This window comes from Tabrizicola sp. (assembly GCF_030373185.1).
GTDB lineage: Bacteria > Pseudomonadota > Alphaproteobacteria > Rhodobacterales > Rhodobacteraceae > Tabrizicola.
Genome location: NZ_JAUCZH010000001.1, coordinates 582,316 through 606,454, shown reverse-complemented (window position 1 = coordinate 606,454; position 24,139 = coordinate 582,316). Strand labels below are relative to the sequence as shown.

General features: G+C 63.3%; 24 protein-coding genes. 17 read left to right on the top strand and 7 right to left on the bottom strand.

Annotated features, from left to right (window positions below):
* The first annotated feature begins 23 nt into the window (after positions 1-23).
* The 5 genes from QUV21_RS02905 to QUV21_RS02885 are packed head-to-tail and all read left to right on the top strand — an operon-like array spanning position 24 to position 3,041.
* Entirely contained in the window at positions 24-194 is a 171-nt protein-coding gene (locus tag QUV21_RS02905) for a hypothetical protein (protein WP_300853041.1), read from the top strand.
* Positions 195-198: 4 nt separating this feature from the next.
* Entirely contained in the window at positions 199-1,380 is a 1,182-nt protein-coding gene (locus tag QUV21_RS02900; protein WP_300853040.1) for a VWA domain-containing protein, read from the top strand.
* Positions 1,377-1,727, top strand: coding sequence for a hypothetical protein (locus tag QUV21_RS02895; RefSeq protein WP_300853039.1), 351 nt, complete (start codon positions 1,377-1,379; stop codon positions 1,725-1,727). Before QUV21_RS02900 ends, QUV21_RS02895 begins: the two co-directional genes overlap by 4 nt.
* On the top strand, positions 1,724-2,344 hold the full coding sequence (locus QUV21_RS02890; protein ID WP_300853038.1) for a DedA family protein: 621 nt from the start codon (positions 1,724-1,726) through the stop codon (positions 2,342-2,344). Before QUV21_RS02895 ends, QUV21_RS02890 begins: the two co-directional genes overlap by 4 nt.
* A 13-nt stretch (positions 2,345-2,357) precedes the next feature.
* Positions 2,358-3,041: a M48 family metallopeptidase gene (locus QUV21_RS02885; protein ID WP_300853037.1), complete on the top strand. Its 684-nt coding sequence runs from the start codon at positions 2,358-2,360 to the stop codon at positions 3,039-3,041.
* A 45-nt stretch (positions 3,042-3,086) separates the two neighbouring features.
* Here QUV21_RS02885 and QUV21_RS02880 read toward each other — a convergent pair whose 3' ends face one another.
* Both QUV21_RS02880 and QUV21_RS02875 read right to left on the bottom strand, forming a co-directional pair.
* Entirely contained in the window at positions 3,087-3,629 is a 543-nt protein-coding gene (locus QUV21_RS02880) for an RSP_2648 family PIN domain-containing protein (protein ID WP_300853036.1), read from the bottom strand.
* The gene (locus QUV21_RS02875) at positions 3,626-4,843 is read right to left on the bottom strand and encodes an RSP_2647 family RNA methyltransferase (RefSeq protein WP_300853035.1); all 1,218 of its coding nucleotides are present in this window, start codon (positions 4,841-4,843) and stop codon (positions 3,626-3,628) included. The genes QUV21_RS02880 and QUV21_RS02875 overlap by 4 nt, the downstream gene beginning before the upstream one ends.
* Before the next feature lie 123 nt (positions 4,844-4,966).
* On the opposite strand from QUV21_RS02875, the gene edd reads away from it, so the two are divergent.
* Both edd and eda read left to right on the top strand, forming a co-directional pair.
* Positions 4,967-6,772: a phosphogluconate dehydratase gene (edd, locus tag QUV21_RS02870; RefSeq protein WP_300853034.1), complete on the top strand. Its 1,806-nt coding sequence runs from the start codon at positions 4,967-4,969 to the stop codon at positions 6,770-6,772.
* A gap of 142 nt (positions 6,773-6,914) precedes the next feature.
* On the top strand, positions 6,915-7,556 hold the full coding sequence (gene eda, locus QUV21_RS02865) for a bifunctional 4-hydroxy-2-oxoglutarate aldolase/2-dehydro-3-deoxy-phosphogluconate aldolase (protein ID WP_300853033.1): 642 nt from the start codon (positions 6,915-6,917) through the stop codon (positions 7,554-7,556).
* Here eda and QUV21_RS02860 read toward each other — a convergent pair.
* Positions 7,546-7,821 carry a hypothetical protein gene (locus QUV21_RS02860; RefSeq protein WP_300853032.1) on the bottom strand — a complete coding sequence of 92 codons (276 nt, stop codon included), beginning with the start codon at positions 7,819-7,821 and terminating at the stop codon, positions 7,546-7,548. The two genes, eda and QUV21_RS02860, sit on opposite strands and share 11 nt — an antisense overlap.
* Positions 7,808-10,612, bottom strand: coding sequence for a glutamine-synthetase adenylyltransferase (locus QUV21_RS02855; protein WP_300853481.1), 2,805 nt, complete (start codon positions 10,610-10,612; stop codon positions 7,808-7,810). Before QUV21_RS02855 ends, QUV21_RS02860 begins: the two co-directional genes overlap by 14 nt.
* Positions 10,613-11,022: 410 nt before the next feature.
* On the opposite strand from QUV21_RS02855, the gene QUV21_RS02850 reads away from it, so the two are divergent.
* The 5 genes from QUV21_RS02850 (at position 11,023) to QUV21_RS02830 (ending at position 15,626) form a co-directional block, all read left to right on the top strand.
* Positions 11,023-11,541: a DUF2852 domain-containing protein gene (locus QUV21_RS02850; RefSeq protein WP_300853031.1), complete on the top strand. Its 519-nt coding sequence runs from the start codon at positions 11,023-11,025 to the stop codon at positions 11,539-11,541.
* A 210-nt stretch (positions 11,542-11,751) separates the two neighbouring features.
* The gene (locus QUV21_RS02845; protein ID WP_300853030.1) at positions 11,752-12,627 is read left to right on the top strand and encodes an arginyltransferase; all 876 of its coding nucleotides are present in this window, start codon (positions 11,752-11,754) and stop codon (positions 12,625-12,627) included.
* Positions 12,628-12,630: 3 nt separating this feature from the next.
* Positions 12,631-13,023, top strand: a complete 393-nt coding sequence (locus tag QUV21_RS02840) for a VOC family protein (RefSeq protein ID WP_300853029.1) — start codon at positions 12,631-12,633, stop codon at positions 13,021-13,023.
* 237 nt (positions 13,024-13,260) lie between these two features.
* Positions 13,261-13,881 (top strand): TRAP transporter small permease subunit, encoded by a 621-nt coding sequence (locus QUV21_RS02835; protein ID WP_300853028.1) that lies wholly within the window; start codon positions 13,261-13,263, stop codon positions 13,879-13,881.
* Positions 13,878-15,626 (top strand): TRAP transporter large permease subunit, encoded by a 1,749-nt coding sequence (locus tag QUV21_RS02830; protein ID WP_300853027.1) that lies wholly within the window; start codon positions 13,878-13,880, stop codon positions 15,624-15,626. The genes QUV21_RS02835 and QUV21_RS02830 overlap by 4 nt, the downstream gene beginning before the upstream one ends.
* Positions 15,627-15,756: 130 nt before the next feature.
* Here the strand turns inward: QUV21_RS02830 and QUV21_RS02825 are convergent, their stop codons facing one another.
* Positions 15,757-16,863: a TRAP transporter substrate-binding protein gene (locus QUV21_RS02825; protein ID WP_300853026.1), complete on the bottom strand. Its 1,107-nt coding sequence runs from the start codon at positions 16,861-16,863 to the stop codon at positions 15,757-15,759.
* 281 nt (positions 16,864-17,144) lie between these two features.
* On the opposite strand from QUV21_RS02825, the gene QUV21_RS02820 reads away from it, so the two are divergent.
* Both QUV21_RS02820 and QUV21_RS02815 read left to right on the top strand, forming a co-directional pair.
* A complete protein-coding gene (locus QUV21_RS02820; protein ID WP_300853025.1) occupies positions 17,145-17,573 on the top strand; it encodes a VOC family protein in 429 nt (142 codons plus the stop codon).
* A 78-nt stretch (positions 17,574-17,651) separates the two neighbouring features.
* Positions 17,652-18,566, top strand: coding sequence for a calcium/sodium antiporter (locus QUV21_RS02815; protein ID WP_300853024.1), 915 nt, complete (start codon positions 17,652-17,654; stop codon positions 18,564-18,566).
* Positions 18,567-18,621: 55 nt separating this feature from the next.
* Here QUV21_RS02815 and QUV21_RS02810 read toward each other — a convergent pair whose 3' ends face one another.
* Positions 18,622-19,224 carry a glutathione binding-like protein gene (locus QUV21_RS02810; RefSeq protein ID WP_300853023.1) on the bottom strand — a complete coding sequence of 201 codons (603 nt, stop codon included), beginning with the start codon at positions 19,222-19,224 and terminating at the stop codon, positions 18,622-18,624.
* A 398-nt stretch (positions 19,225-19,622) separates the two neighbouring features.
* Here QUV21_RS02810 and QUV21_RS02805 point away from each other — a divergent pair, with 398 nt between their 5' ends.
* From QUV21_RS02805 to ilvN, 3 genes are all read left to right on the top strand, one after another.
* The gene (locus tag QUV21_RS02805; RefSeq protein WP_300853022.1) at positions 19,623-21,377 is read left to right on the top strand and encodes an acetolactate synthase 3 large subunit; all 1,755 of its coding nucleotides are present in this window, start codon (positions 19,623-19,625) and stop codon (positions 21,375-21,377) included.
* Positions 21,378-21,380: 3 nt separating this feature from the next.
* Positions 21,381-22,616, top strand: coding sequence for a glycosyltransferase family 87 protein (locus QUV21_RS02800; protein WP_300853021.1), 1,236 nt, complete (start codon positions 21,381-21,383; stop codon positions 22,614-22,616).
* Positions 22,617-22,711: 95 nt separating this feature from the next.
* Entirely contained in the window at positions 22,712-23,272 is a 561-nt protein-coding gene (gene ilvN / locus QUV21_RS02795; RefSeq protein WP_300853020.1) for an acetolactate synthase small subunit, read from the top strand.
* Between the two features lie 48 nt (positions 23,273-23,320).
* Here ilvN and QUV21_RS02790 read toward each other — a convergent pair whose 3' ends face one another.
* Positions 23,321-24,094 carry an enoyl-CoA hydratase-related protein gene (locus QUV21_RS02790; RefSeq protein WP_300853019.1) on the bottom strand — a complete coding sequence of 258 codons (774 nt, stop codon included), beginning with the start codon at positions 24,092-24,094 and terminating at the stop codon, positions 23,321-23,323.
* Positions 24,095-24,139 lie beyond the last annotated feature (45 nt).

Genomic DNA, 24,139 nt, shown 5'->3' with positions numbered 1-24,139 from the left:
ATGCCCCAGGGTATGGGGGCGGAATGTTCGTCATTGGCGGTCTGGTTCTGGGGGTAATCGTCGGCGCATTGACGGCGCGGCGTCGCGGTGGCAAGCCAGCTGACATGGCGCAATATGCGGCGGGCTTCGGCATTGCCTTCGGGCTTCTGGGCCTGTTCGCCACGCTGATCCTTGACCGGCTCTTGCTGGGCTGACGCCATGTTCCTCCCGTTCTTCCAGACCTTGCGGGAAGAAGGGGTGCCAGTCTCGTTGCGTGAATTTCTGGCGTTTCTGGAAGGCATGGCCGTCGGGATCGTGACCCACGACCCCGAGGCGTTCTATCACCTTGCCCGCACGATCATGGTCAAGGACGAAGGCCATATAGACCGCTTTGACCGCGCCTTCGCCCGCAGTTTCGCCGGACTGGAACGGATCACACCCGATCAGGTGCTGGAGGCGCTGGACCTGCCGCGCGACTGGTTGGAAAAGCTGGCCGAGCGGCACCTTTCGGCGGAAGAACGCGCGGCCATTCAGGCGCTTGGCGGGTTTGACAAGCTGATGGAAACGCTGCGCCAGCGCCTTGCCGAACAGAAAACCCGCCATCAGGGCGGGTCGAAATGGATTGGCACGGCCGGCACCAGCCCCTTTGGCGCCTATGGCTACAACCCCGAAGGCGTGCGGATAGGGCAGGACCAAAGCTGCCATCGCCGCGCTGTCAAGGTCTGGGACCGGCGCGAGTTTCGCAATCTCGACGGTGACGCCGAAATCGGCACCCGCACGATCAAGCTGGCCCTGCGCCGCCTGCGCCGCTGGGCGCGCGAGGGCGCCGCTGAAGAGTTGGATCTTGACGGCACGATCCGCGCCACGGCGTCCCAAGGCTGGCTTGACGTGCAGACAAGACCCGAACGGCGCAACGCGGTAAAGGTTCTCCTGCTTTTGGACATAGGCGGGTCAATGGACCCCCATGTTAAGGTGATGGAAGAGCTGTTCACCGCCGCGAAGGCCGAATTCCGGCATCTGGAGGTGTTCTATTTCCACAACTGCCCCTACGAGGGCCTTTGGCGCGACAACCGCCGCCGCTGGGATGCGCAGACCCCAACCTGGGACGTGATCCGCACCTATGGCCCTGACTGGCGGGTGATCATCGTAGGTGATGCAGCGATGAGCCCCTATGAGATCACCCACCCCGGCGGCGCGAATGAACACTGGAACCCCGAGGCGGGCGCGGTCTGGCTGCGACGGATTTTGGATCAATGGCCGTATCATCTGTGGATCAACCCGCTGGCCGAAGCGCATTGGGGCCATACCCAATCCACAAGGCTGATCAACGAGATCATTGCCGGGCGGATGGTGCCAATGACGCTCGATGGGCTGGCAAAGGGGATCAGGGGGCTACGATGATCAGGCTTTGGCGCAACCGACCGCTGCTGACGACGGCTTTTCTTCTGGCTTGTGCCGCGACGCTGTTTTTCTCCGGGCGCTTTGTGGTGCAGACCGTCTATTGGGCCACCCATCAGGAACTGCCGGTGCGGCCATGGATGACGGTGGGCTACATTGCCCGCTCCTGGGGGCTGGAACCGATGGCGCTTGATCTGGAGGCCGGCCTGCCCTTGCCCGAAGTGAAAGGCCACCCGCAACCGCTGAGTGAAATCGCGAAGGAACGTGGCGTCCCGGTCGAGGACATCATCGCTGAGGTCGAAGCCGCAATCGTCACCTTGCGCGTCAAGCAAAAGGCACCCGGCGAATGACCGAATGGCTTTTGGCCCTGGTGCCGCAATACGGGCTTTGGCTTCTGGCGGCGACGACGTTTCTTTCCTGCCTTGCCCTGCCCATCCCCGCCTCGATCCTGATGCTGACGGCCGGTGGCTTTGCCGCCGTGGGCGATCTGAGCCTTTGGCAGGCGTTTCTTGCGGCAGCCATTGGGGGGATAGTTGGGGACCAGACCGGCTATTGGGCAGGTCGCCGCTTTGGCGCGGCCTTCCTGTCGCGGCTGCGAAAGGATGCCGCGCGTGACAAGCTTCTGGCCCGGGCCGATGCGCTAATGGACAAACGCGGGATCCTGGCGGTGTTTCTGTCGCGCTGGCTATTCAGCCCGCTTGGCCCGTGGGTCAATCTGACGGCGGGAAGCACTGGCTACGGCTGGCACCGCTTTACCCTAGCCGGCGTCGCGGGCGAGATCGTCTGGGCTGCGCTTTACGTCGGGACCGGCTACATCTTTGCGGGCAACGTCGAGGCGGCAAGCGACCTTCTGGGTTCGGTCCTGGGCATGGTGGCGGGGGCCTCGGCGGTGGTGATCCTTGGCTACTGGCTCTGGGCCGCGCAGCGCACAGATGCCGCACGGGCTTTGTCTGGCGGCAAAAGCTGACTATATCCCGGTCATGACAAAGCTCATCCCGCTTCTTCTTGCCATCGGCTACGCCGTCCTGATGCTGCGCTTTTCCATGTGGCGCACCAAAAGGATGCTGGACGCGCAGTCACAACCCTTGACCGATCCGTCGATCACCCGGCTGGCCGACAAGATGGCCGCCGCGATGGACCTGCCGGAAATCAAGGTCAACGTATTTGAGGTGGAGCCGGTCAATGGCCTTGCCGCCCCCGATGGCCGGATCTTCCTGACCCGCGGCTTTCTGAACCGCAAGGCGCGCGGCGAGGTCACCGCCGAGGAACTGGCATCGGTCATCGCGCATGAGCTTGGCCATGTGGCCCTTGGCCATATGCGGCGGCGGATGATTGATTTCACCGGCCAGAACGCGGTGTTCATCATGCTTTCGGCGGTGCTGAACCGCTTCCTGCCCTTTGTCGGCATCTGGATTGCAAACTTCCTTGCCACAGCACTGATGGCCCGGCTTTCCCGCCGCGATGAATTCGAGGCGGACGCCTATGCGTCAGCGCTTCTGATCAAGGCAGGCATCGGAACCGGGCCGCAAAAGTCGCTGTTTCGCAAGCTGGAGGCGCTGACCCAGAACCGCGCCGAGGGCGTTCCGGCCTGGATGCTGAGCCACCCAAAGACTGAAGAACGCATCGCCGCGATCGAGGCGAACGAGGCGCGCTGGCTGGCGTAAGCTGAACATCTTGGCAGACGCCTGACGCGCGCCCGTCCCGCCGGTCTAGGCCCCCAGCGCCTTCGCCAGCCGGAACAACCGCGCGCGCTTCAGCAGGGGTTTCAACTCGATCGGGCGACCCGAGATGGACTCGGCCTTGGCGCGAACCGCTTCAACCACTTGCGACATGCGATCAGGGTGGTACGAGTGCAGCTCCCACAGGAATCCGTCGGGATCACGCCGTTTGATCCCCTCGGCGGCAAGCACATGGCCGGGAAAATCCTGCGCATTGAAGGTCACGATGGCATCGGCGCTACTGGCGATGGCGGTGGCCAGAACATGCACGTCATTCGCATCGGGCAGCAAAAGCCGGGCCTCGATGTCGGGGCGGTCGCGGACCAATGCCTTGGGGAAGGCCGCACCCAGCATGGCAGCCTCGCCCGCCGCTATTGCCGGGGCGGCGGGGCCAAGTTTCGCGGTAGCCAACACCCATTCACGCAAGATGCGTTCAGAAAAGACCGGCTCGTAAAGCCCGGCCTCTGCCGCGCCTTGCAGGATTTCGCGCAGGACCGTGGGGTAAAGAACGCAAGCGTCCAGAACTGCCTTCATCCGTCCAGCCGGAACGCCAGCGCCTTGAGGTATGAGCTTTCCGCCAGTTGCGGCAAGACCGGATGGTCCGGTCCGGCAAAACCGGTAAAGATCAACTGCCCCCGCCGGCCACCGCGCCCGATCCCGCGGGCAGATGCGTTGCGGAAGGCCGACAGGTCCGCCGCATGGCTGCAGGAACACAAGACCAGATAGCCCCCCGGTGCCACCAGGGGTGCTGCCAGTCGCGCAAGGCGTTCATAGGCGCGCAAGCCGGCCTCAAGTGCTGGTTTCGCCGGGGCAAAGGCAGGTGGGTCACAGATCACCAGATCAAAATGCGCGCCTTCGGCGCCCAAAGCCTCCAGCACGTCAAAGGCATCGCCTTGCCGCGTGGTGAACCGGTCGGCAAAGCCCGAAGCCGCCGCCCCCTGCCCCGCAAGCGCCAGTGCCGGGGCCGAGGCATCGACCGCCAGCGCCGAAACCGCGCCCCCGGCCAAGGCAGCAAGCGCAAAGCCGCCGACATGGGAAAAGACATCCAGCACCGTGCCGCCCTTGGCCAGCCGCGCCGCGAAGGCGTGGTTCTCGCGCTGATCAAAGAACAGGCCGGTTTTCTGCCCGCCCATCAGATCGGCCATGTAGCTGGCTCCGTTCATCGGCACAGCAACCGGCCCGACAGGTACAGGGCCGTGGACGACCGCCATCTCTTCGTCCAGCCCCTCCAGCCCGCGCACCCGGCCCTGACCATTCTTGATCACGGTTGACACGCCGGTCACCGCAACCAAAGCCGCCACCAGCGCGTCAAGATGCGCCTCGGCCCATGCGGCATTGGGCTGCACCACCGCCACATCGCCAAACCGGTCGATCACGATCCCCGGCAGGCCATCCGCCTCGGCATGGACCAGCCGGTAGAACGGTTGCGCATAAAGCCGCGACCGATGCGCAAAGGCCCGCGTCAGCCGGGCGGTGAACCACGCCTGATCAATCACCGCCTCGGGGTCGCGGTCCAGCATCCGGGCGATGATCTTGGACTTCAGGTTGACCGTGACCAGACCCAGCGCCCGACGATCGCCATCCTCCAGCACGGCAAGCGCACCCGGAGCCAGCGCCTGCGTGCGCCGGTCTGTCACCAACTCATCGGCATAGACCCATGGGAAACCGTGACGAATTGCACGGGCCTCGGCCTTGGGCTTCAGGCGGACGGTTGGCAGAAGGCGGGTGTTCGGGCTATCATCATTCATGCCGTCCCCATAGCGGGTTCCCGGCAGTTTCGAAAGCGGGAAGCTGCATCACTTGGGCGTCTGTCGCACTTGTTAGCGCTAACAACATCTGTTAGGATTGCCGCCCAACCCACCGGAGAACCCATGTCGCTGCATCCCACCATTGCCCGCGTCACCGACCGCATCCGCGCCCGTTCGCAAGACAGCCGGGGAACCTATCTTGACCGGATGGGCAAGGCGGTCTCTGCCGGTCCGGTGCGGGCGCATCTGTCTTGCGGCAATCAGGCCCATGCCTATGCCGCGATGGGGGCCGCGAAAGATGACCTTGCACAGGCCAAGGTGCCGAACATCGGGATCGTGACGGCCTATAATGACATGCTTTCCGCCCACCAGCCGTTTGAACGCTACCCCGACATCATCCGCGCGGCGGCTGCCAAGGCCGGGGCGACGGTGCAGGTCGCGGGTGGGGTTCCGGCGATGTGCGACGGGGTGACCCAAGGTCAGCCGGGGATGGAGCTGTCGCTTTTCTCACGCGATGTCATCGCCTTGGCCGCAGGCGTGGCGCTGTCGCACAACTGCTTTGACACAAGCCTTTACCTTGGCGTCTGTGACAAGATCGTCCCGGGCCTGATCATGGCTGCTGCCACGTTCGGCCACATTCCGGCGGTCTTCGTGCCGGCAGGCCCGATGACGTCGGGCATCCCCAATGACGAAAAGTCCCGCGTCCGCAACGCCTGGGCCGAAGGCAAGGCCACGCGCGAAGAACTGATGGCGGCGGAAATGGCCAGCTATCACGGCCCCGGCACCTGTACCTTCTACGGCACAGCCAACACCAACCAGATGCTGATGGAGTTCATGGGCCTGCACCTGCCCGGCACCAGCTTCGTCAACCCCGGCACGCCGCTGCGTGATGCACTGACCACCGCCGCCGTGGACCGCGCCGCCGCGATCACGGCGCTTGGCAATGACTTCCGCCCGGCGGGCGAGATCCTGGACGAACGCGCTTATGTCAACGGTATCGTCGGGCTGATGGCGACGGGTGGGTCCACCAATCTTGTCCTTCACCTGCCCGCCATGGCGCGCGCATCCGGCGTGATCCTTGATCTGCAAGACTTCGCCGACCTTTCGGAAGCCGTGCCATTGATGGCCAAGGTCTACCCCAACGGTCTGGCGGATGTGAACCATTTCCATGCCGCCGGGGGCCTCCAGTTCCTGATCAGTCAGCTTCTGGACGCAGGCCTTCTGCACCCGGACGCCAAGACCATCGCCGGAGACGGGCTGGAACTCTACCGCCAGGAACCGATCCTTGATGCAGGCCGCCTGACCTGGCGCGACGGACCGAAGGCGTCCCTCAACGAAAAGATTGTCCGCCCGGCCGGTGATCCCTTCGCCCCGCAAGGTGGGCTCAAGCAGTTGACCGGCAATCTTGGGCGCGGGGTGATCAAGGTCTCGGCGGTTGCCCCTGATCGCCATGTGATCGAGGCCCCGGCGCGCATCTTCCATTCGCAAGATGCCGTGAAAGCCGCCTTCAAGGCAGGTGAGTTCACCACTGACACCATCGTCGTCGTCCGCTTTCAGGGGCCGCAGGCCAACGGGATGCCGGAACTTCATTCGCTGACCCCCACTCTGTCGGTGCTGCAAGACCGTGGCCTGCGCGTGGCGCTTGTCACCGATGGCCGGATGTCCGGCGCATCCGGCAAAGTCCCTGCCGCCATCCACGTCTCGCCCGAGGCGGCTGCAGGTGGCCCGCTCGCGCGCCTGCGCGATGGCGACATCGTCCGACTGGACGCGGTGGAAGGCACGCTGACCGCGCTGGTCCCCGACTTCGATACCCGCCAGCCCGTCCTTGCCGACCTGTCGGCCAACGAACACGGGATCGGTCGCGAACTCTTCGCCGCCTTCCGCCGCAACGTCGGATCTGCCGACACGGGGGCTGCGCTGGTTTTGTGACCGCAGCACCCCTGCCAAACCAGCGCCTCCGGCGGGAGTATTTGAGAAACGAGCAAATCATGCAGGCTTGCTCTTTTTCAAAGTACTCCCGCCGGAGGCATCCGACCTTGCCACCCGCGCCGCCAGTGCAGAAAGAAGCCAGATGACCCCCGCAGAACAATCCCGCCACGCCGCCGAAATCTGCCGCCTTGCCCCGGTCGTCCCGGTCCTGGTGATCGACGATCTGGCCCATGCCCGGCCCTTGGCCGAAGCACTGGTTGCCGGTGGCCTGCCGGCACTTGAGGTGACATTGCGCACCCCCGCCGCGCTGGACGCGATCCGCGCGATGGCCGAGGTTCCGGGCGGCGTCGTCGGCGCCGGCACACTTCTGACCCCCGCCGACGTGAAAGCCGCGAAGGCCGCAGGCGCGAAATTCGGGGTCAGTCCGGGCGCGACCGACCGGTTGATCGCGGCTTGCGAGGATGAAGGGTTGCCGCTTTTGCCCGGTGCCGCCACCGCCTCCGAAATCATGGTGCTTCTGGAAAAGGGCTATACCGTCCAGAAATTCTTCCCCGCTGAACAGGCCGGGGGCGCGGCCTATCTGAAATCGATCGGATCGCCCATCCCGCAGGTCAGCTTCTGCCCGACCGGCGGCATCAGCCTGAAGCTGGCGCCGGACTATCTGGCGCTGAAGAACATCCTTTGCGTCGGCGGCAGCTGGGTCGCCCCCAAGGACGCGATGGAGCGTGGGGACTGGGCCACGATCACCACGCTTGCGCGCGAAGCGGCAGCGCTCAGCCGCTGATCCCTTGCCGAGCCGCCCGGCCACCCCGGCGACGGGGCAGGTCGGGGGCGGTCAGCGCAGCCGCCAACACCCCGGTCATCGGGTGGTCCTGCATCCCTTGCCCATATTCGGCGATCAGCGTGCGCACCGCATCCGGGACAGATAGCCCCGCCGGGATCGACAGCGCCCAATCGACAAAGATCGACCGGCACTCACCCGGCGTGATGCCCTCGATCCGGTAGCTTTCGCGCACCAGTCCCTTCGGGTCAGCCTCAGCCAGTTCCATTGCCCGTCTCCCCATCCTTGTCTCCGTTGCGCGCTACGTCCACCAGTCTGTCAACCGCCGCCGCAGCCAAGGCGACAGCTGCGCCAAGGTTTGCCGTCAGCGTGGCCGCGTCACTGGCACCTGTCTCGCGCAAGACAAAGGCGCGCCCACCTTCGCCAAGGCTGTCCATGTCCAGAGCGCCATCGGTCAGAAGCCTTGACGCCGCGTGCAGCCGCCAAAGCATCCTGTAGGCACCAAGCAGCGCCTGCGCGTCCGAATCCGGCATATGAAGCCCTGCCCCCGCCGCGATCTGGCGTTCGACACTACGTGCCGGGCTGCCGGCCAGAAGCGCAAGGGTCTGCGCGGCAAGTTCGATATCCATGATCCGACCTGCGCCGTTCTTGGCGTCCCACGCCCCTTGCGCCGGTTTTGCCGCCTGCACCCGCGCCCGCATCGCCGCCACATCGGCGCGGACCTTGGCACCCTGCCCCTTGGCCTGCAGAATCGAACGCCGGAAGGTCTCGACCTCGCCGCCAAGGGTCGCTTCGCCCGCCAACACCCGGGCGCGGGTCAGGGCCAGATGTTCCCAGGTCCAGGCTTCGGTTTCCTGATAGCTGGTGAAGCTTTGCAAGCTGGTTGCCACCGGCCCTTGTCGCCCCGAGGGGCGCAGCCGCATGTCCACCTCATAGAGCCGTCCTTCCGGCATTTGCGCCGTCAGCGCAGTAACCAAAGCCTGCGTCAGCCGCGCGTAATAGGGCCGCGTTGCCAAGGGTCGCGGCCCCTCCGAGGTTTCCACACCTTCCGCGTCATAGATCACGATCAGATCAAGATCCGACCCCGCGTTGAGCCGCGCCGCGCCAAGCGAACCCATGCCCAGAACCACCGCCCCCCGCCCCGGCATCGGCCCGTGCTTTCGGGCAAAATCGGCGCTCGCCACATCCCAGATCACCGCGACCACCGCCTCGGCCAGATCGGCGTATTGCTTGGCCGCCTCGAAGCCGTCGATCAACCCCCGCAGATGGTGGACGCCGACCCGGAAATGCCATTCCTTCATCCAGCGCCGGGCGGCATCCAGTCGCGCCTCGTAATCGGCCGCAGGGGCGAGGCGGCTGGCCAGATCGGCACGCAACACCGCCCCCCCCGGCCAGTCACCCCAGAAACTGCCGCCAATCACCCCGTCCAGCACGGCCGCATTGCGCGACAGATAGCGCGCCAGCCCCGGCGCTGATCCGGCGATGTCGACGATCAACTCGATCAGGGTCGGGTTTGCCTCGAACAGCGCGAAAATCTGCACACCCGAGGGCAAGCCGGCCAGAAAACCGTCAAGCGCCACCAGAGCTTCATCCGGGTTGGCAGCGCGGGTCAGTTCGCGCAGGAACCGCGGGCGCAACCGGCGAAAGATCGCCTGCGCCCGATCAGACCGCAACGCGGGGTAACCTTCCCAACGTTTGGTAATGGCACGGGCGGCGTCGGACAGTTCAGGCCCGTCCTCGGCCGCACCGGGGCTGAAAAAGCCTTCGGTCAGCCGGTCGGTGCGCTGCAAGCGGTCCAGAAGGTCGCGGCGGAAATCAGCCTCGGTCTGGCCGCAGAAGGCGGCGATGCGCGCCACACCTTCGGCCGTGGCGGGCATCTGGTGGGTCTGGGCGTCGTTCACCATTTGCAGGCGGTGCTCCACCTCACGGTGTGCCCGGTAAAGCGCGGTCAGCTCATCCGCCACCTCTGGTGGCACCCAACCTTTGGCAGCGAGGGCGGCAAGCCCGCCAACGGTCGTTCGGTCGCGCAGCTCAGGGTCACGGCCCCCGGCAATCAACTGGCGGGTCTGGGTGAAGAACTCGATCTCGCGGATGCCGCCTGCCCCAAGTTTCATGTTGTGGCCCTCGATCGAGATCGGGCCGTGCAAGCCCCGGTGATCCCGGATCCGCAGCCGCATGTCATGCGCATCCTGTATCGCCACGAAATCAAGATGCTTGCGCCAGACAAACGGGGTCAGCGTCTTCAGGAAACGCGCGCCTGCCGCAAGATCGCCGCCGCAGGGACGTGCCTTGATATAGGCGGCGCGTTCCCAAGTCCGGCCCTCGGCCTCGTAATAGGCTTCGGCGGCGGCCATCGACAGACAGACCGGGGTGACGCTGGCATCCGGGCGCAGCCGCAGGTCGGACCGGAAGACATAGCCATCCGTCACATCCGACAGGATGGAAGTCATCTTTCGGGCAACCCGGATGAAGGCCGCGCGGGCTTCCTGTGCCTCACCGGGGTATCGCTGGTCGTCGAAAAGACAGATCAGGTCGATGTCGGACGAATAATTAAGCTCGCCTGCCCCCATCTTGCCCATGGCAAGCGCCACCATCCCGCCGGCGCTGGCTGCATCTTCCGGAACAGCCCCGGGCAGTTTGCCGCGCCGGATCTCGTCGCCAACAAGCCTGGTCAAGGTCAGATGCACCGCCCGGTCAGCCAGACGGGTCAAGGCACCGGTCACTTCCTCAAGCGGCCAGACGCCGCCCAGATCGCAAATCGCCGACAAAAGCGCCACGCGCCGCTTGGCCTGCCGCAACCCCGGCGCCAGTTCGTCTGTCCCCAGATCGCCAAGATCGGCCAGCACCACCTTCAGCGCCGCCTCGGGGTCGGCGACCGCTTCGGGCAGCCAATCAACCTCGCGCAACATCAGGTCGCGCAGATAGGGGCTGCATCCGGCCGTCGCGGACATAAGCCCCATGACCTCGGGTGCAAAGCCTGGAAGGCTGGCCCGCAGATCGGCGGCAGCGGCGGAATCAAAGGCAATCGGTTGGCGGGTGATGCGGTTGGCAAGGCTCATGCCGGGCAGAGTGCGGCGACGGCGAAGCAGGGTCAACCATCTGCCCCGTCCAAGCATGATGAGCGCCTGAAGGCGCAATCCTGTCCTCTCGTATCCGCACCAAGATGCGCGGTTACGAGGCTGACGAGGGGCGCCGCCCCTCGAACTCCCCAGAGTATTTCGGAAAAGTGCAATCAACTTGCTCTTTTCGTGAAATACACCCGCCGGAGGCCGTGCCGAGCCGGTTGCGCGCTTGCGCGCAGAGGCAAGACAGGAAGCGTGCGGCGGAACGCCGCTCCGATTGGACGGATAGGGTGGGGATCACCGTATGTAAATTTTCTTTACATCACCCCTTGAACGCTGCGCTGCAAAAGCGCATCTCCCATCATGTGAAAGACTTTCACATACCACTCAACCGGGAGATACCGCCGATGCATACTTATTCCGACACCGCCCGGCCAGGCGGGATCCGCAACAGCTTTCGTCGCGGCGAGGCTTGGCTGGACCAGCGCGGCAAATGGGCCTGGATCACTTTGCTGGTCCTGCTCTTTGTCATCGCGTGGCCGATCGCGCTTGTCCTTCTTGCCTATATGATCTGGGAGAAACAGATGTTCTCACGTTCCTGCTCCGCCCGGGGCCGCCGGTTTGACCGGGCCAACGACACAACCTGGGAACGCCCTCGCCGTCACAGCGCCGAGCCGACGGGTAACCACGCCTTTGACAGCTACAAGGCCGAGGCGCTGCGCCGTCTGGAAGACGAGCAGGCGGCGTTCGAGGCGTTCCTTCAGCGGCTGCGCAATTCCAAGGACAAATCGGAATTCGACAACTTCATGGAAGACCGCGCCCGGACGGCAGCAGGTCAGGCAGAAGGTGGGGTAGTCGCAGACCCTGATGTTGCGTCCGATACCGGGCCGAAGCCTGTCGACGGGGCTCGATCAGGCGAATACTGAACATTTCAGCAGCCCTGGGGGGCATCCAGCGCCTTGCCCCCCAAATCGTCCACCAGCGTTTCTCCCGCCCCGGCTGACGGGGCGGGGCTTTGCGTTCCTTGCGGCAGTCTGCCTGCACGTCCTGTCGCAGACGGTGCTTGGCAGACGGTGCTTGGCGGATCGTCACGGGCTTGCTAGGCTGCATTCGTTTTCAGCCATTTTGCGAACCCGATGCGCCACACCCTGCCCCTTGTGCCCCAGTTCTATGTGACGGCTCCGCAGCCCTGCCCCTATCTTCCGGGTCGGATGGAACGCAAGCTGTTCACTGCCCTGCAAGGCGAACATGCGCAGCGGCTCAATGACACCTTGTCAAAGCAGGGCTTTCGCCGCAGTCAGAACGTGCTTTACCGTCCGTCTTGCGCGGAATGTTCGGCCTGTCTTTCCGCCCGGATCCGGGTTGCGGATTTCACGCCATCCCGGTCACAGCGGAAGCTGCTGAAGCGCACCCAGCACCTGCGACGCAACGCGACCTCGCCCTGGGCCACCGAAGACCAGTTCACCCTTTTTCGGCGCTATCTTGACCAACGCCATGCCGATGGTGGCATGGCCGACATGGACATCTTCGAATTCGCCGCGATGATTGAGGAGACGCCGATCAAGTCTCGGGTCATCGAATACACCCGCCCCCCAGGCCCGGATGAGCGTGGGCGCCCGCTGGCAGCCGTCTGCCTGACCGATGTGTTCGATGACGGGTTGTCGATGGTCTACAGTTTCTATGACCCCGATCTCTCTGATCTGAGCCTTGGAACCCATGTGATCCTTGACCATGTCGCCATCGCGCGTGACGCGGGTTTACCCTACGTCTATCTTGGCTATTGGGTGCCGGGCAGCCGCAAGATGGGTTACAAATCCGGTTTCACTGCGCTGGAGATCTACAAGGGTGGCCAGTGGCGCGATCTGGGTAACCCCGATGACCACGGATCCGCGCTGCATCCGCTGTCGGTGGACCCCATAGCCGAGCAGGTGGCCCGCATCAGCCTGCCAGATACCCGCGCCCCTTCCGAAACGCAGGAAACCTGGCCCCACTCCCCCCGCAACCGGGATTAGTCGGTGGCGGCCCGGATCTCTGCCCTTGCCCTGGTCGTGCCGGACTATGACACGGCACTCGGCTTCTACGTCGGCAAGTTGGGGTTTAGGCTGTGCGAGGATATCGATCAAGGTCGCAAGCGTTGGGTGACGGTTGAACCCCCGGGTGGAGGGCCGCGCTTGTTGCTGGCCCGCGCTGAAGGGCCGGTTCAGGCCGATGCCATAGGCAATCAGGCCGGTGGCAGGGTGTTCCTGTTTCTGGAAACCGACGATTTTGTCCGCGACCATGCTGCAATGCTGGCCGCTGGCGTGGTGTTCGAAGAAGCCCCACGGCACGAGCCTTATGGCACCGTAGCGGTCTGGCGTGATCCGTTCGGAAATCGTTGGGACTTGCTTGAACCCGCGCTGCCGCAATGACCGGCACAGATGAATGACTGGCGCAGGTGAATGAGTGGCGCAGGTGATCGCAAAGAACCGGGCTGGCCGCATTTCCGGCAAGCCATGCTTGCGCGGCTTGCCCGGCCGGGGCATCTTTGGCCGAAGGCACGTCAGGGTTGACCAACTGGCACCAAATGCTGTAATTGGCCAAATTAGTTTACCAGAACGCAGGGTATGCCGAAAAAGCCGGCGACCACCCAGGGAGGGGATCAGAGGATGCAGGCATTGCTTGCCCTGTCGCGAGGCATCGATCGCGTCAACGCTTTCATCGGAAAGAGCGTGATCTGGCTCATCCTTCTGGCCGTGGTGGTAAGCGCGGCGAACGCGATAAGTCGCAAGCTGTTCAACCTGTCCTCGAACGCCTGGCTTGAGTTGCAGTGGTACCTGTTTGGCGGTGCGTTCATGGGGGCCGCCGCCTACACGCTGCAAATGAACGAACATATCCGTATCGACGTGTTTTATGCCAGCCGCACGCGGAAGACACAGCACTGGATCGACCTTCTGGGCCATATCTTCTTTCTGCTGCCCTTTGCCATCCTGATGGCCTGGTATCTGTGGCCATACACCGTGATGGCCTTCTATTCCGGCCAGATCTCCACCAATGCTGGCGGCCTGATCATCTGGCCGGCCCGGGCGGTCTTGCTGGCGGGCTTTCTGATGCTGGTGTTTCAGGCGCTGGCAGAGATCATCAAGAAGATCGCAGTCATGCAAGGAATGATGGAAGATCCGCATCCTTTCCAGTCCGCACAGGACCATGCCCTGCAAGAGGTCGAGGAACTGGCCGCCGAGGTCGAGGCAAGCAAGGCGCAAACCAAGGCGCCCGAGGTGAAGAAATGATCGAGATCCTTGCCCACAACCTTGCCCCGATCATCTTTGCAAGTCTGGTGATCTTCCTTCTGATAGGCTATCCGGTTGCGTTTTCGCTGGCTGCCAACGGGTTGATCTTCTTTGTGATCGGCGTCTGGCTGGCCCCCTATTCCAATGGCGAGATCACGCTGGATTGGCCGCTTCTTGGCACCATGCCTCAGCGGCTGTGGGGGATCATCTCCAACGAGACCTTGTTGGCCATCCCCTTCTTCACATTCATGGGGATCATCCTTGAAAGGTCCGGCATGGCCGAAGATCTTCTGGATACCATCGGCCAGCTTTTCGGGCCGATTAGGGGGGGGCTGGCCTTTGCGGTGGTGCTGGTTGGTGCGCTTTTGGCGGCCACGACCGGGGTCGTCGCGGCGTCGGTCATCGCGATGGGACTGATCTCGCTGCCGATCATGCTGCGCTATGGCTATGACCGGCGCACGGCAACCGGGGTGATCGCGGCCAGCGGTACGCTGGCGCAGATCGTGCCTCCGTCGCTGGTGCTGATCGTTCTGGCCGACCAGCTGGGCCGGTCGGTCGGTGACATGTATCGCGGCGCGCTGGTGCCGGGTCTGGTGCTGACCGGCATGTATCTGGGCTATGTCTGCATGGTGGCGATCTTCCAGCCGCACAAGGTGCCTGCCCTGCCGCCCGAGGCGCGGACGCTGGGCGGAGGTGTGACCTCGCTGCTTGTGGCCCTGGCGGCCGGGGTCGGCATCGGCTACGGCGCGCATCTATGGCAATATGACAACTGGGGTGCCAACGCCGATGTGCTGGGGGCCACCGTAGCGACACTTGTGATCTATTTCTACGCGCTTGCTGACCGCTATCTTGGCATCAATCTGCTGTCGCGGCTTGCTCAACAGGTAATCATGGTGCTGATCCCGCCTCTGGCACTGATATTCCTTGTGCTCGGCACCATCTTCATCGGCCTTGCCACCCCGACCGAGGGCGGCGCGATGGGGGCTGTCGGGGCGATGATCCTTGCCTGGGGCAAGGGTCGGTTCAAGTTCCCGGTCCTGCAATCGGCCTTGATTGCCACCACACGACTGTCCGCATTTGTCATGTTCGTGCTGATCGGGGCGCGGATGTTCTCGCTGACGTTCTACGGGGTCAACGGGCATGTCTGGGTTGAAGAACTTCTGACCTCGGTTCCCGGGGGGCAGTATGGCTTTCTGATGGTGGTCAACCTGATCATCTTCGTGCTTGGCTTCTTCCTTGATTTCTTCGAGATCGCCTTCATTCTCATCCCGCTCTTGATTGCGCCTGCCCAGACCCTTGGGATCGACCTGATCTGGCTGGGCGTGATCATCGGGGTGAACCTGCAAACCTCGTTCCTGACCCCGCCCTTCGGCTTTGCGCTGTTCTACTTGCGGTCAGTAGCGGCAAGGGTGCCGTATCTGGACAAGGTGACCGGCAAGAAGATGGACGGGATCAAGACCGGTGAAATCTACAAGGGCGCAATCCCTTTCATCATCATTCAGGTCACGATGATCTTTGCGGTGATCTTCTATCCGCAGCTTGTCATGCATTACAAAGGTCCGGTGATCGACCCGTCCACGGTCCAGATCACGGTGCCGGGTTTCACGCCGATGGCCCCCGGAGGGCTTGGTGGCGCACCGACGCTGGGCGCACCCCAACTTGACCCCCCGCAACTTGGTGCTCCAACCTTGGGCGCCCCGCAGCTTGGGGCGCCGCAGCTGGGGCCACCCGTCGTCAACCCCTGATCCAAAACCGCAGAGGACTGGTCAAAGGGCCGGCCCCGCCGGGGGCCGGCCCTTTCCCGTGCCACAAGCCAGCCCAACCAAAAAGGCCCCGGGTTTCCCCGGGGCCTTTTCCGTCACCTTGCGGCAGTTGTCAGAGTTTGCCAGCCTGCTGCTGGGTCATCATGAAGACGTCGTAGTTGTATTCCGAGATCTGCGCCCAGAGATAGGCATCAGCAAGGAAGGCCTTCTGGCTTTCCCAGATCTTCTTGAAGGCCGGGTTCGTGGCACTGATTTCGGCATAGGTCGACTCGGCTGCCTCAAAGGCGGCAACCATCACGTCCTGCGGGAAGGGCCGAAGCTGCGCCCCGTTGGCCACCAGAGACCGCAGCGCGATCGGGTTCTTCCAGTCGTAGCTGGCCATCATGTTGGAATTGGCCGCCTCGCAAGCCGAGCTCAGCACGGCCTGGTATGCTTCCGGCAGTTCGTTCCACTTCGACAGGTTGACCATGGTCGACAGCGTCGGGCCACCTTCCCACCAGCCGGGATAGTAGTAGTAGGGCGCGACCTTCTGGAAGCCGAGCTTTTCGTCATCATAGGGGCCAACCCATTCGGCCGCATCGATCGTGCCTTTTTCCAGCGACGGATAGATGTCGCCACCGGCGATCTGCTGCGGCACGACCCCAAGCTTCTCGATCACCTTGCCGGCAAAGCCGCCGATCCGCATCTTCAAGCCCTGAAGATCGGCAAGCGAGTTGATCTCCTTGCGATACCAGCCACCCATCTGCGCACCGGTGTTGCCACAGGGCATGTAATGCAGGTTCTGGGTATTGAAGAACTCGTTCATCAGGTCGATGCCGCCACCGTAGTAGAGCCATGCATTCATCTGACGATAGTTCAGGCCGAAGGGAACGGTCGTTCCCAGCGCATAGGTCGGGTCTTTGCCCCAGTAGTAGTAGCTGGCCGTGTGGCAGGCTTCGACCGTTCCGGCCGACACCGCATCGGCCGCTTCCAGACCGGGGACCAGTTCACCCGCAGGGAACACCTGAAGGGTGAATTTGCCACCCGTGGCTTCCGAGACATATTTCGACATCGTCTCGGCGGCACCAAAGATGGTGTCCAGCGACTTCGGGAAGGACGAGGTGACCCGCCAGGTCACGGTCGGTGCGTCCTGCGCAATGGCCGGGGCGGCCAATGCCGCCGCACCGGCAGCAGCTACGCCTCCAACGGAAGCCTTGGTCAAGAATGAGCGACGATCCATGCAGTACTCCTCCACTAACGGCCCCCCGGGTTCGTGACGACCCGTGCCAGGCACTTCTGCGCCGTTCAACCTAAAGAAGGTTGCGTCACATGAGAACCCAAAACTGCACCAACGGGCATGATTTTGGTCATAAAATATTACCAGAAACCTGCAACCTCTGCTTGATCGGGCATGTTCGCGCTATCAGTCGCATTTTTCAGCCATCATGTCGTAAACGACTGCATGGCATTGGGGCGGCCAAACACCCTAGCATGAGAATCACCTAACACGAAGGACGCCCCATGTTCAGCTATGTCTCGCTTGGCACCCGCGATCTGGCCCGCGCGATGCGGTTCTATGACGCGGTGTTGGCGCCGCTTGGCCATACCCGCGTCGAGGATTACGACCCCGAAGACCGCTCGGCCGCATGGGGGCTGGACGATCCCGGCCCGCATTTGTGGATCACCCAGCCATTCGACGGGGAACCGGCAACCCCGGGGAATGGCACGATGGTCTCGTTTCTGGCCGAAAGCCCCGCGGCGGTGGATGCCTTCCATGCGGCGGCCCTTGCCCATGGCGGCAGCGACGCGGGCACGCCGGGCCTGCGGCCACAGTACGGCCCCCGCTTTTATGCAGGCTATGTTCGCGACCCTGACGGCAACAAGCTGAATGCGGTGTGTTACACTGACGCAACACCTGACGCTGCGGTCCCGGCTTCCCGCGCAGAGTGACCCGATTTCAGCAGTTGACCCCTTGCAATGTGACGGCCGCGACCAAACCTCCCCCAGAACAAAGCCCGGGGAGCCATCTTGACCTATCTTCTTTTCACGCTCGGCCTTGCCGGGCTTTTCTTTGGCGGTGAGTATCTTGTGCGCGGTGCCACGGGGATTGCCCGGACCTTCAACCTTTCGCCGTTGGTGATCGGCCTGACCATAGTCGGCTTTGGCACCTCGGCACCCGAACTGATGGTGTCGATCAAGGCCGCACTGAACGACCAGCCCGGCATCGCCATCGGCAATGTGCTGGGATCGAACCTCAGCAACATCCTTCTGATCCTCGGCATTTCTGCACTGATCGCGCCGCTGATCATTCCAGCGCGCAGGCTTTGGCGCGATCTTGGCTTCATGCTTCTCGCCACTGCGGCCATCTGGATCATGCTGACCGACGGAATCGTATCGCGGCTTGAAGGCGGGCTTCTGTTTGTCGGGCTTGTGGTGTTTCTGGCAACCGCCTTCCTGACCGGCAAGACCCCACTCGACGAAGAAGTTCCCGAAACCTCTGGCCCAGCCTGGCGCCCATGGGCCGAAACGCTGGCGGGCCTGGTCATCCTGGTGATCGGCGCACAGCTGCTGGTGGACAGCGCATCCGCCATCGCCCGCACCTACGGGATCAGCGAGGCGGTGATCGGCCTGACCATCGTTGCGGTCGGCACCTCGCTGCCCGAACTTGCAACCAGCGCCATCGCCGCCATCCGGCGTCAGACGGAAATCGCCGTAGGCAACATCGTCGGATCGAACATCTTCAACATCTTCTCGATCCTTGGCATCACAGCGCTGATCGCGCCGATCCCGGCTGAGGCGCGCTTTGCAAGCATCGACATGTTCTGGGTGGCCGGTGCCTCGGTCGCGCTGACGGTGATCGCCTTCGTGCTGGGCGGCCTGCCAAGGATCGCGGGGGCGGTGCTGCTGGCGTCTTATGGCGGCTATCTGTGGTTCATGGGCTGAACCCTGCCCCGGTTCCGGGCCACTGGCCCGGAACCTTGTCGAAAGCCCTGCCCTGTCAGATCATCCCTTCGGCGCGCATCGCGGCCTGCACCGCCGGGCGCGCGGCCACACGGTCGCGCAGCGCCACAATCGCCGGGAACTTCGCCAGATCATGGCCAAACCTTTGTGACCAGTTGGTCACGGTAAAGAAATAGGCGTCCGCAGGTGTAAAGGCATCGCCGGTCAGCCAGTCGCGACCATCGGCCAGCCGGTCCTCGATCACCTGAAGCCGCGCTTCCAGAAGCTGCAACTGTGCGGCCTTGGCTGCGTCATCCAGACCGCGGAACATCGGGGAATAGGACTTGTGAACCTCGGTCGAGACGTAGTTCAGCGCCTCTTGCAGACGCGCCCGGCCCAGTGTTCCGGCGGCAGGCAACGCACCCGGTTTTGTGCTGTCCATGACATGCTGCATGATCGCGACCCCTTCGGTCAGCACCTCGCCACCCCCAAGGTCAAGCACCGGAACCGCGCCGCGCGGGCTGATCTTGCGGAAATCGGCACCGGTTTCGGTCACCTTGTCCTTGAGGTTCACCTTCTCGGCGGTGAAAGCGGCACCGGATTCGAAAAGCGTGATATGCGAGGCCAGCGAACAGACCCCCGGCGTGAAGTAGAGCTTCATTATCTTTCCCCATCTGGCCGCTTCCAGCGCGGCCGTTCAGGCTGGTCTATTCCACGCTGGACCGCCAAAGAGAAGGCAAATGCCGACTCATCCCCGCACATAGCCCCTGCAATCCCGTGCAGATTTGCGGAAGTTGCGCATTCAGGGGTATCAGCGGCAACAATCGTTCAAAATATCGACTCCCTGCGACACTTTAGGTGCCTTTTTGCGGTTGACGCCCCCGCAGCGCCCGCCTAGTGTCCGCCGCGAAGCACCAAATGGGGGCGGCCATGTCCGGCATTCTCGTATCGGTTGGGATCAGGCGCATGGGCCGATAAAGGCAGCCATAACAGGCATCCATGCGCCCTCGGTACCAACCCCGGGGGCTTTTTGTTGCGCGACGAATGGAGTGAGACACGATGTCGAAGCAGATGACCGGTGCGAAAATGGTGATCGAGGCCCTGAAGGAACAGGGGGTCGAGGTGGTCTTCGGCTATCCCGGCGGGGCGGTGCTTCCGATCTATGACGAGATCTTTCAGCAAAACGACATTCGCCACATCCTTGTGCGCCATGAACAGGGCGCGGTTCACATGGCCGAAGGCTATGCCCGGTCCACCGGCAAGCCGGGCGTGGTGCTGGTCACATCCGGCCCCGGTGCGACGAACGCGGTGACGGGTCTGACCGACGCCTTGATGGATTCGATCCCGCTGGTCGTGCTGACCGGGCAGGTTCCGACCTTCATGATCGGCACCGACGGGTTCCAGGAGGCCGATACGGTGGGCATCACCCGCCCTTGCACCAAGATGAACTGGCTGGTGAAGGACACCGCCAAGCTGTCGGAAACCATCCATCAGGCGTTCCATGTCGCCACCCACGGCCGCCCCGGTCCGGTGCTGATCGACATCCCGAAGGACGTGCAGTTCGCCACCGCCGATTACACGCCCGCCGACAAGATCAAACCCACCCATTACCAGCCTCGCACCGAAGGTGACCCGGCCCAGATCGCCCGTCTGGTGGAACTGATGGAAAAGGCCGAGCGTCCGATCCTTTATACCGGTGGTGGCGTGGTGAACTCTGGCCCGCGCGCCAGCCAGTTGTTGCGTGAGCTTGCGGCCGAAACGAACTTCCCGGTCACCTCGACGCTGATGGGCCTTGGGTCATATCCTGCCTCGGGCAAGAACTGGCTGGGGATGCTGGGGATGCACGGGCTTTACGAGGCCAACCTTGCGATGCACGGCTGCGATGTGATGATCAACATCGGCGCGCGCTTTGATGACCGGATCACCGGCCGGATCAAGGATTTCAGCCCGAACTCACGCAAGGCGCATATCGACATCGACCCGTCCTCGATCAACAAGGTGATCCCGGTCGAGGTGCCGATCGTGGGCGACGTGACCAAGGTGCTGGAAGAAGTGCTGCGCCAGTGGCGGGCGCGCGGCAGTCGTACCCGGGCTGACGGCGTGGCAAAGTGGTGGAAGCAGATCGGGGAATGGCGCGCGGTCAAGTGCCTGTCCTACAAGCCTTCGACCACCACGATCAAACCGCAGTATGCGCTGGAACGGCTTGAAGCGCTGACCCGTGGCATGGACCGCTACATCTGCACCGAAGTCGGCCAGCACCAGATGTGGGCCGCGCAGTACCTGAACTTCGAGGATCCGAACCGCTGGATGACCTCGGGCGGTCTGGGAACCATGGGTTACGGCCTGCCCGCCTCGATCGGCGTGCAGATCGCCCACCCCGAAGCGCTAGTCATCAACGTCGCCGGTGAGGCGTCATGGCTGATGAACATGCAGGAAATGGGAACAGCGGTGCAATTCCGCGCGCCGGCCAAGCAGTTCATCTTGAACAACGAACGCCTTGGCATGGTGCGTCAGTGGCAAGAGCTTCTGCATGGCGAACGTTATTCGTCGTCTTGGTCGGAAAGCCTGCCCGATTTCGTCAAGCTGGCCGAGGCCTTTGGTTGCAAGGGCATCCAGTGCAAGGATCCCAAGGATCTTGACGATGCGATCATGGAGATGCTGCGTTATGACGGCCCGGTGATCTTTGACTGCCTTGTCGAGAAGCACGAGAACTGCTTCCCGATGATCCCTTCGGGCAAGCCGCACAACGAGATGCTGCTTGGCGATGCGGATACCCAAGGCGTGATCGGTGCCAAGGGCGCGGTTCTCGTCTGACCGATGCAGGACCGTCAGGCAATCCTTGCGGCTGACGCCCGGCTTGCACCGTTTGCGGGCCGTGCCGGTATGCTGTTCGCCGTTCTGGCGGCGGTTGCCGGGCTCAGCTTTGTCGGGATCATGCTGGCAACATCGTTCATCCTGACGGCAAAGCCCGATGTTCTGGCGATGAGCATCGATTTCCGGGTGTTCTGGGCCGCAGCCAGGCTTGCCATGGAAGGTGACCCTCTGGCCGTACATGACACCGCGCGGCTTGCGGCAGCCCATGCGACAAATCCGGACTCCTGGATGCCGTGGCTCTATCCGCCGGGCTATCTTTTGCTGATAACACCATTCGGCACATTGACCTTTTCCGTCGCATATCTGGTCTGGACGGGTCTTTCGTTGCTGGCAATGGTGCTGGCCGTCCGACCCTTCGTTGCCGGGGTCGCGCCCATCTGGATCGCGATGACGTTGGCCCCAGCTTACTATCCGGCATTCATGCTGGGGCAAAACAGCCTGTTCTGGATGGCTGGCCTGCTTGCCGCGCTTGCAGCCCTTCGGGCCGAGCGCTGGGTTCTGGCAGGCCTCTTCATCGGCCTACTGACACTGAAACCGCAACTGGGTGTGCTGCTTCCCGTGGCGCTTCTGGCCATGGGGGCGTGGCGGACGATCCTTGTAGCTATTGCCACCACTGTGGTGCTGGCACTGCTTCCGACGCTGGTCTACGGCGTTGATTACTGGCCGCTGCTGGTCGCGACCGTCACCGAACAGGGGTCACGGATGGTCTATTCGCTGGTGGACCTGTTCCTTGTAATCAGCCCGGTCTATCTTCTGGCGCTGCTTGGCATGGCCCCGGCGCTGGCTCTCAAGTTGCAGTGGGTCATTCTGGGCTTGGCGGCCCTCGCCGTCTTTGCCCTTTGGCGATCCGAGCGGATCGGGTTCGATGCAAAGGCCGCGGGGCTACTGGCAGCGATGCTGCTTTCGGCGCCCTATCTGTGGTATTACGAGGCGGCGCTGATGGCGGCGATTGCGCTGTTTCTTCTGCGCGCCGGCATCCTTGGGACGGCACCCGGTCATCTGCTGCTTTTGGGCATGATCTGGATGGGTGGCAGTCTGCAGGCGTTGAACAACTTTGCCGAGCTTGTCGATCAACGTCTGCTGGGTGCTGTCATTATTACACCATTGCTGGTCGTCAGTCTTGGCTTGTGCCTGTCGCAACTGGTCGCAGCGCGGCGCAATCTTGCAAGGCCTGCGTGAGCCATGACAGCAAAGTCACATCAATCTGGAACCCCTGCATGCCCTTGCATGATCAAGGCACGGCAGGAAAAATCTCAGGACAGTCGGGGGAACGCATGTCAGCACTGAACATCAAGAAAGGCTCATCCAGCCATTCGGCGTATGACCTGCGGGACAGCCATGTCCAGTTGGAGGAAAGCCACACCCTTGCGGTGATCGTGGAAAATGAACCCGGCGTGCTGGCGCGCGTCATCGGGCTGTTCTCGGGCCGCGGTTACAACATCGACAGCCTGACCGTGGCCGAGGTGGACCATACCGGCCACCGCAGCCGCATCACCATCGTCACCCGCGGCACCCCCGCCGTGATCGACCAGATCGAGGCGCAGCTGCGCCGGATGGTGCCGGTCTATGACGTGCATGACCTGACCGCCGAAGGCCCCGCCGTGCAGCGTGAACTGGCCTTGCTCAAGGTGGCCGGCACTGGTGCTGCACGGGTCGAGGCACTCCAACTGGCCGAGATCTTTCGCGCCAATGTGGTGGACTCGACGCTGGAAAGCTTCGTGTTCGAGATGACCGGCACCCCGGAAAAGATCGACGCTTTCGCTGACCTCATGCGCCCGCTTGGCCTCGCGGAAATCGCCCGCACCGGCGTTGCCGCCCTGTCACGCGGGGCGTAGGTCGGGGTTCACCCCGACAACCGGCGCAGTGTCGGGGTGAATCCCGACCTACGATCCAGAGAAGGCCGGCGCGCGTTTTTGCAGGAACGCCGCCACGCCTTCGCGGAAATCATCGCTGGCACCGCAGATGCCTTGCAGGCGAGCCTCCAGCTGCAACTGCATCTCCAGATCCTGATGAAAGGCCCCGCGCAAGGCCTGTTTAAGCGCGGCGTATGCCCCGGTCGGCCCCTTGGCCAATTGCGCCGCCCGTGCGCCCACCACGGCGGCGAAGCGGTCGTCCGGGACCGCTTCCCAGATCATGCCCCAAGCTGCGGCCTTATCCGCGCTGACTGGTTCCGCGAGCAAGGCTGCCCCCATCGCGCGCTGCAACCCCACGCGCTGCGGCAGGAAACTGGTGCCGCCTGCATCCGGGATCAGCCCGATGCGGGCAAAGGCCTGAATGAAGCTGGCGCTTTGCGCGGCAATCACCAGATCGCAGGCAAGGGCAAGATTGGCCCCCGCCCCCGCCGCAACGCCGTTGACCGCCGCAATCACCGGCACCGGAGCCTCGGTGATCGCACGGATCATCGGGACGTATTCGTCATTCAGCACCGCTTCGAAATCAACCGTATCCAGTGACTGAGCATCCGCCAGATCCTGCCCGGAACAAAACGCCCGCCCTGCCCCGGTCAGCACGATCACCCGGCCATGGTGGCCTTCGCGCAGGGCTGCGGTCAGGTCCAGCCGCAAGCCCCGGTTCAGCGCGTTCATCACCTCGGGCCGGTTCAGGGTGATCGTCGTCACGCCTTCGACCTTGGTCACCGTGATCCACTGTCCGTCCATGCTGGTCCCCCCGTTTCACCGCAAGCCTAGCGGGCAAAGCCAAAG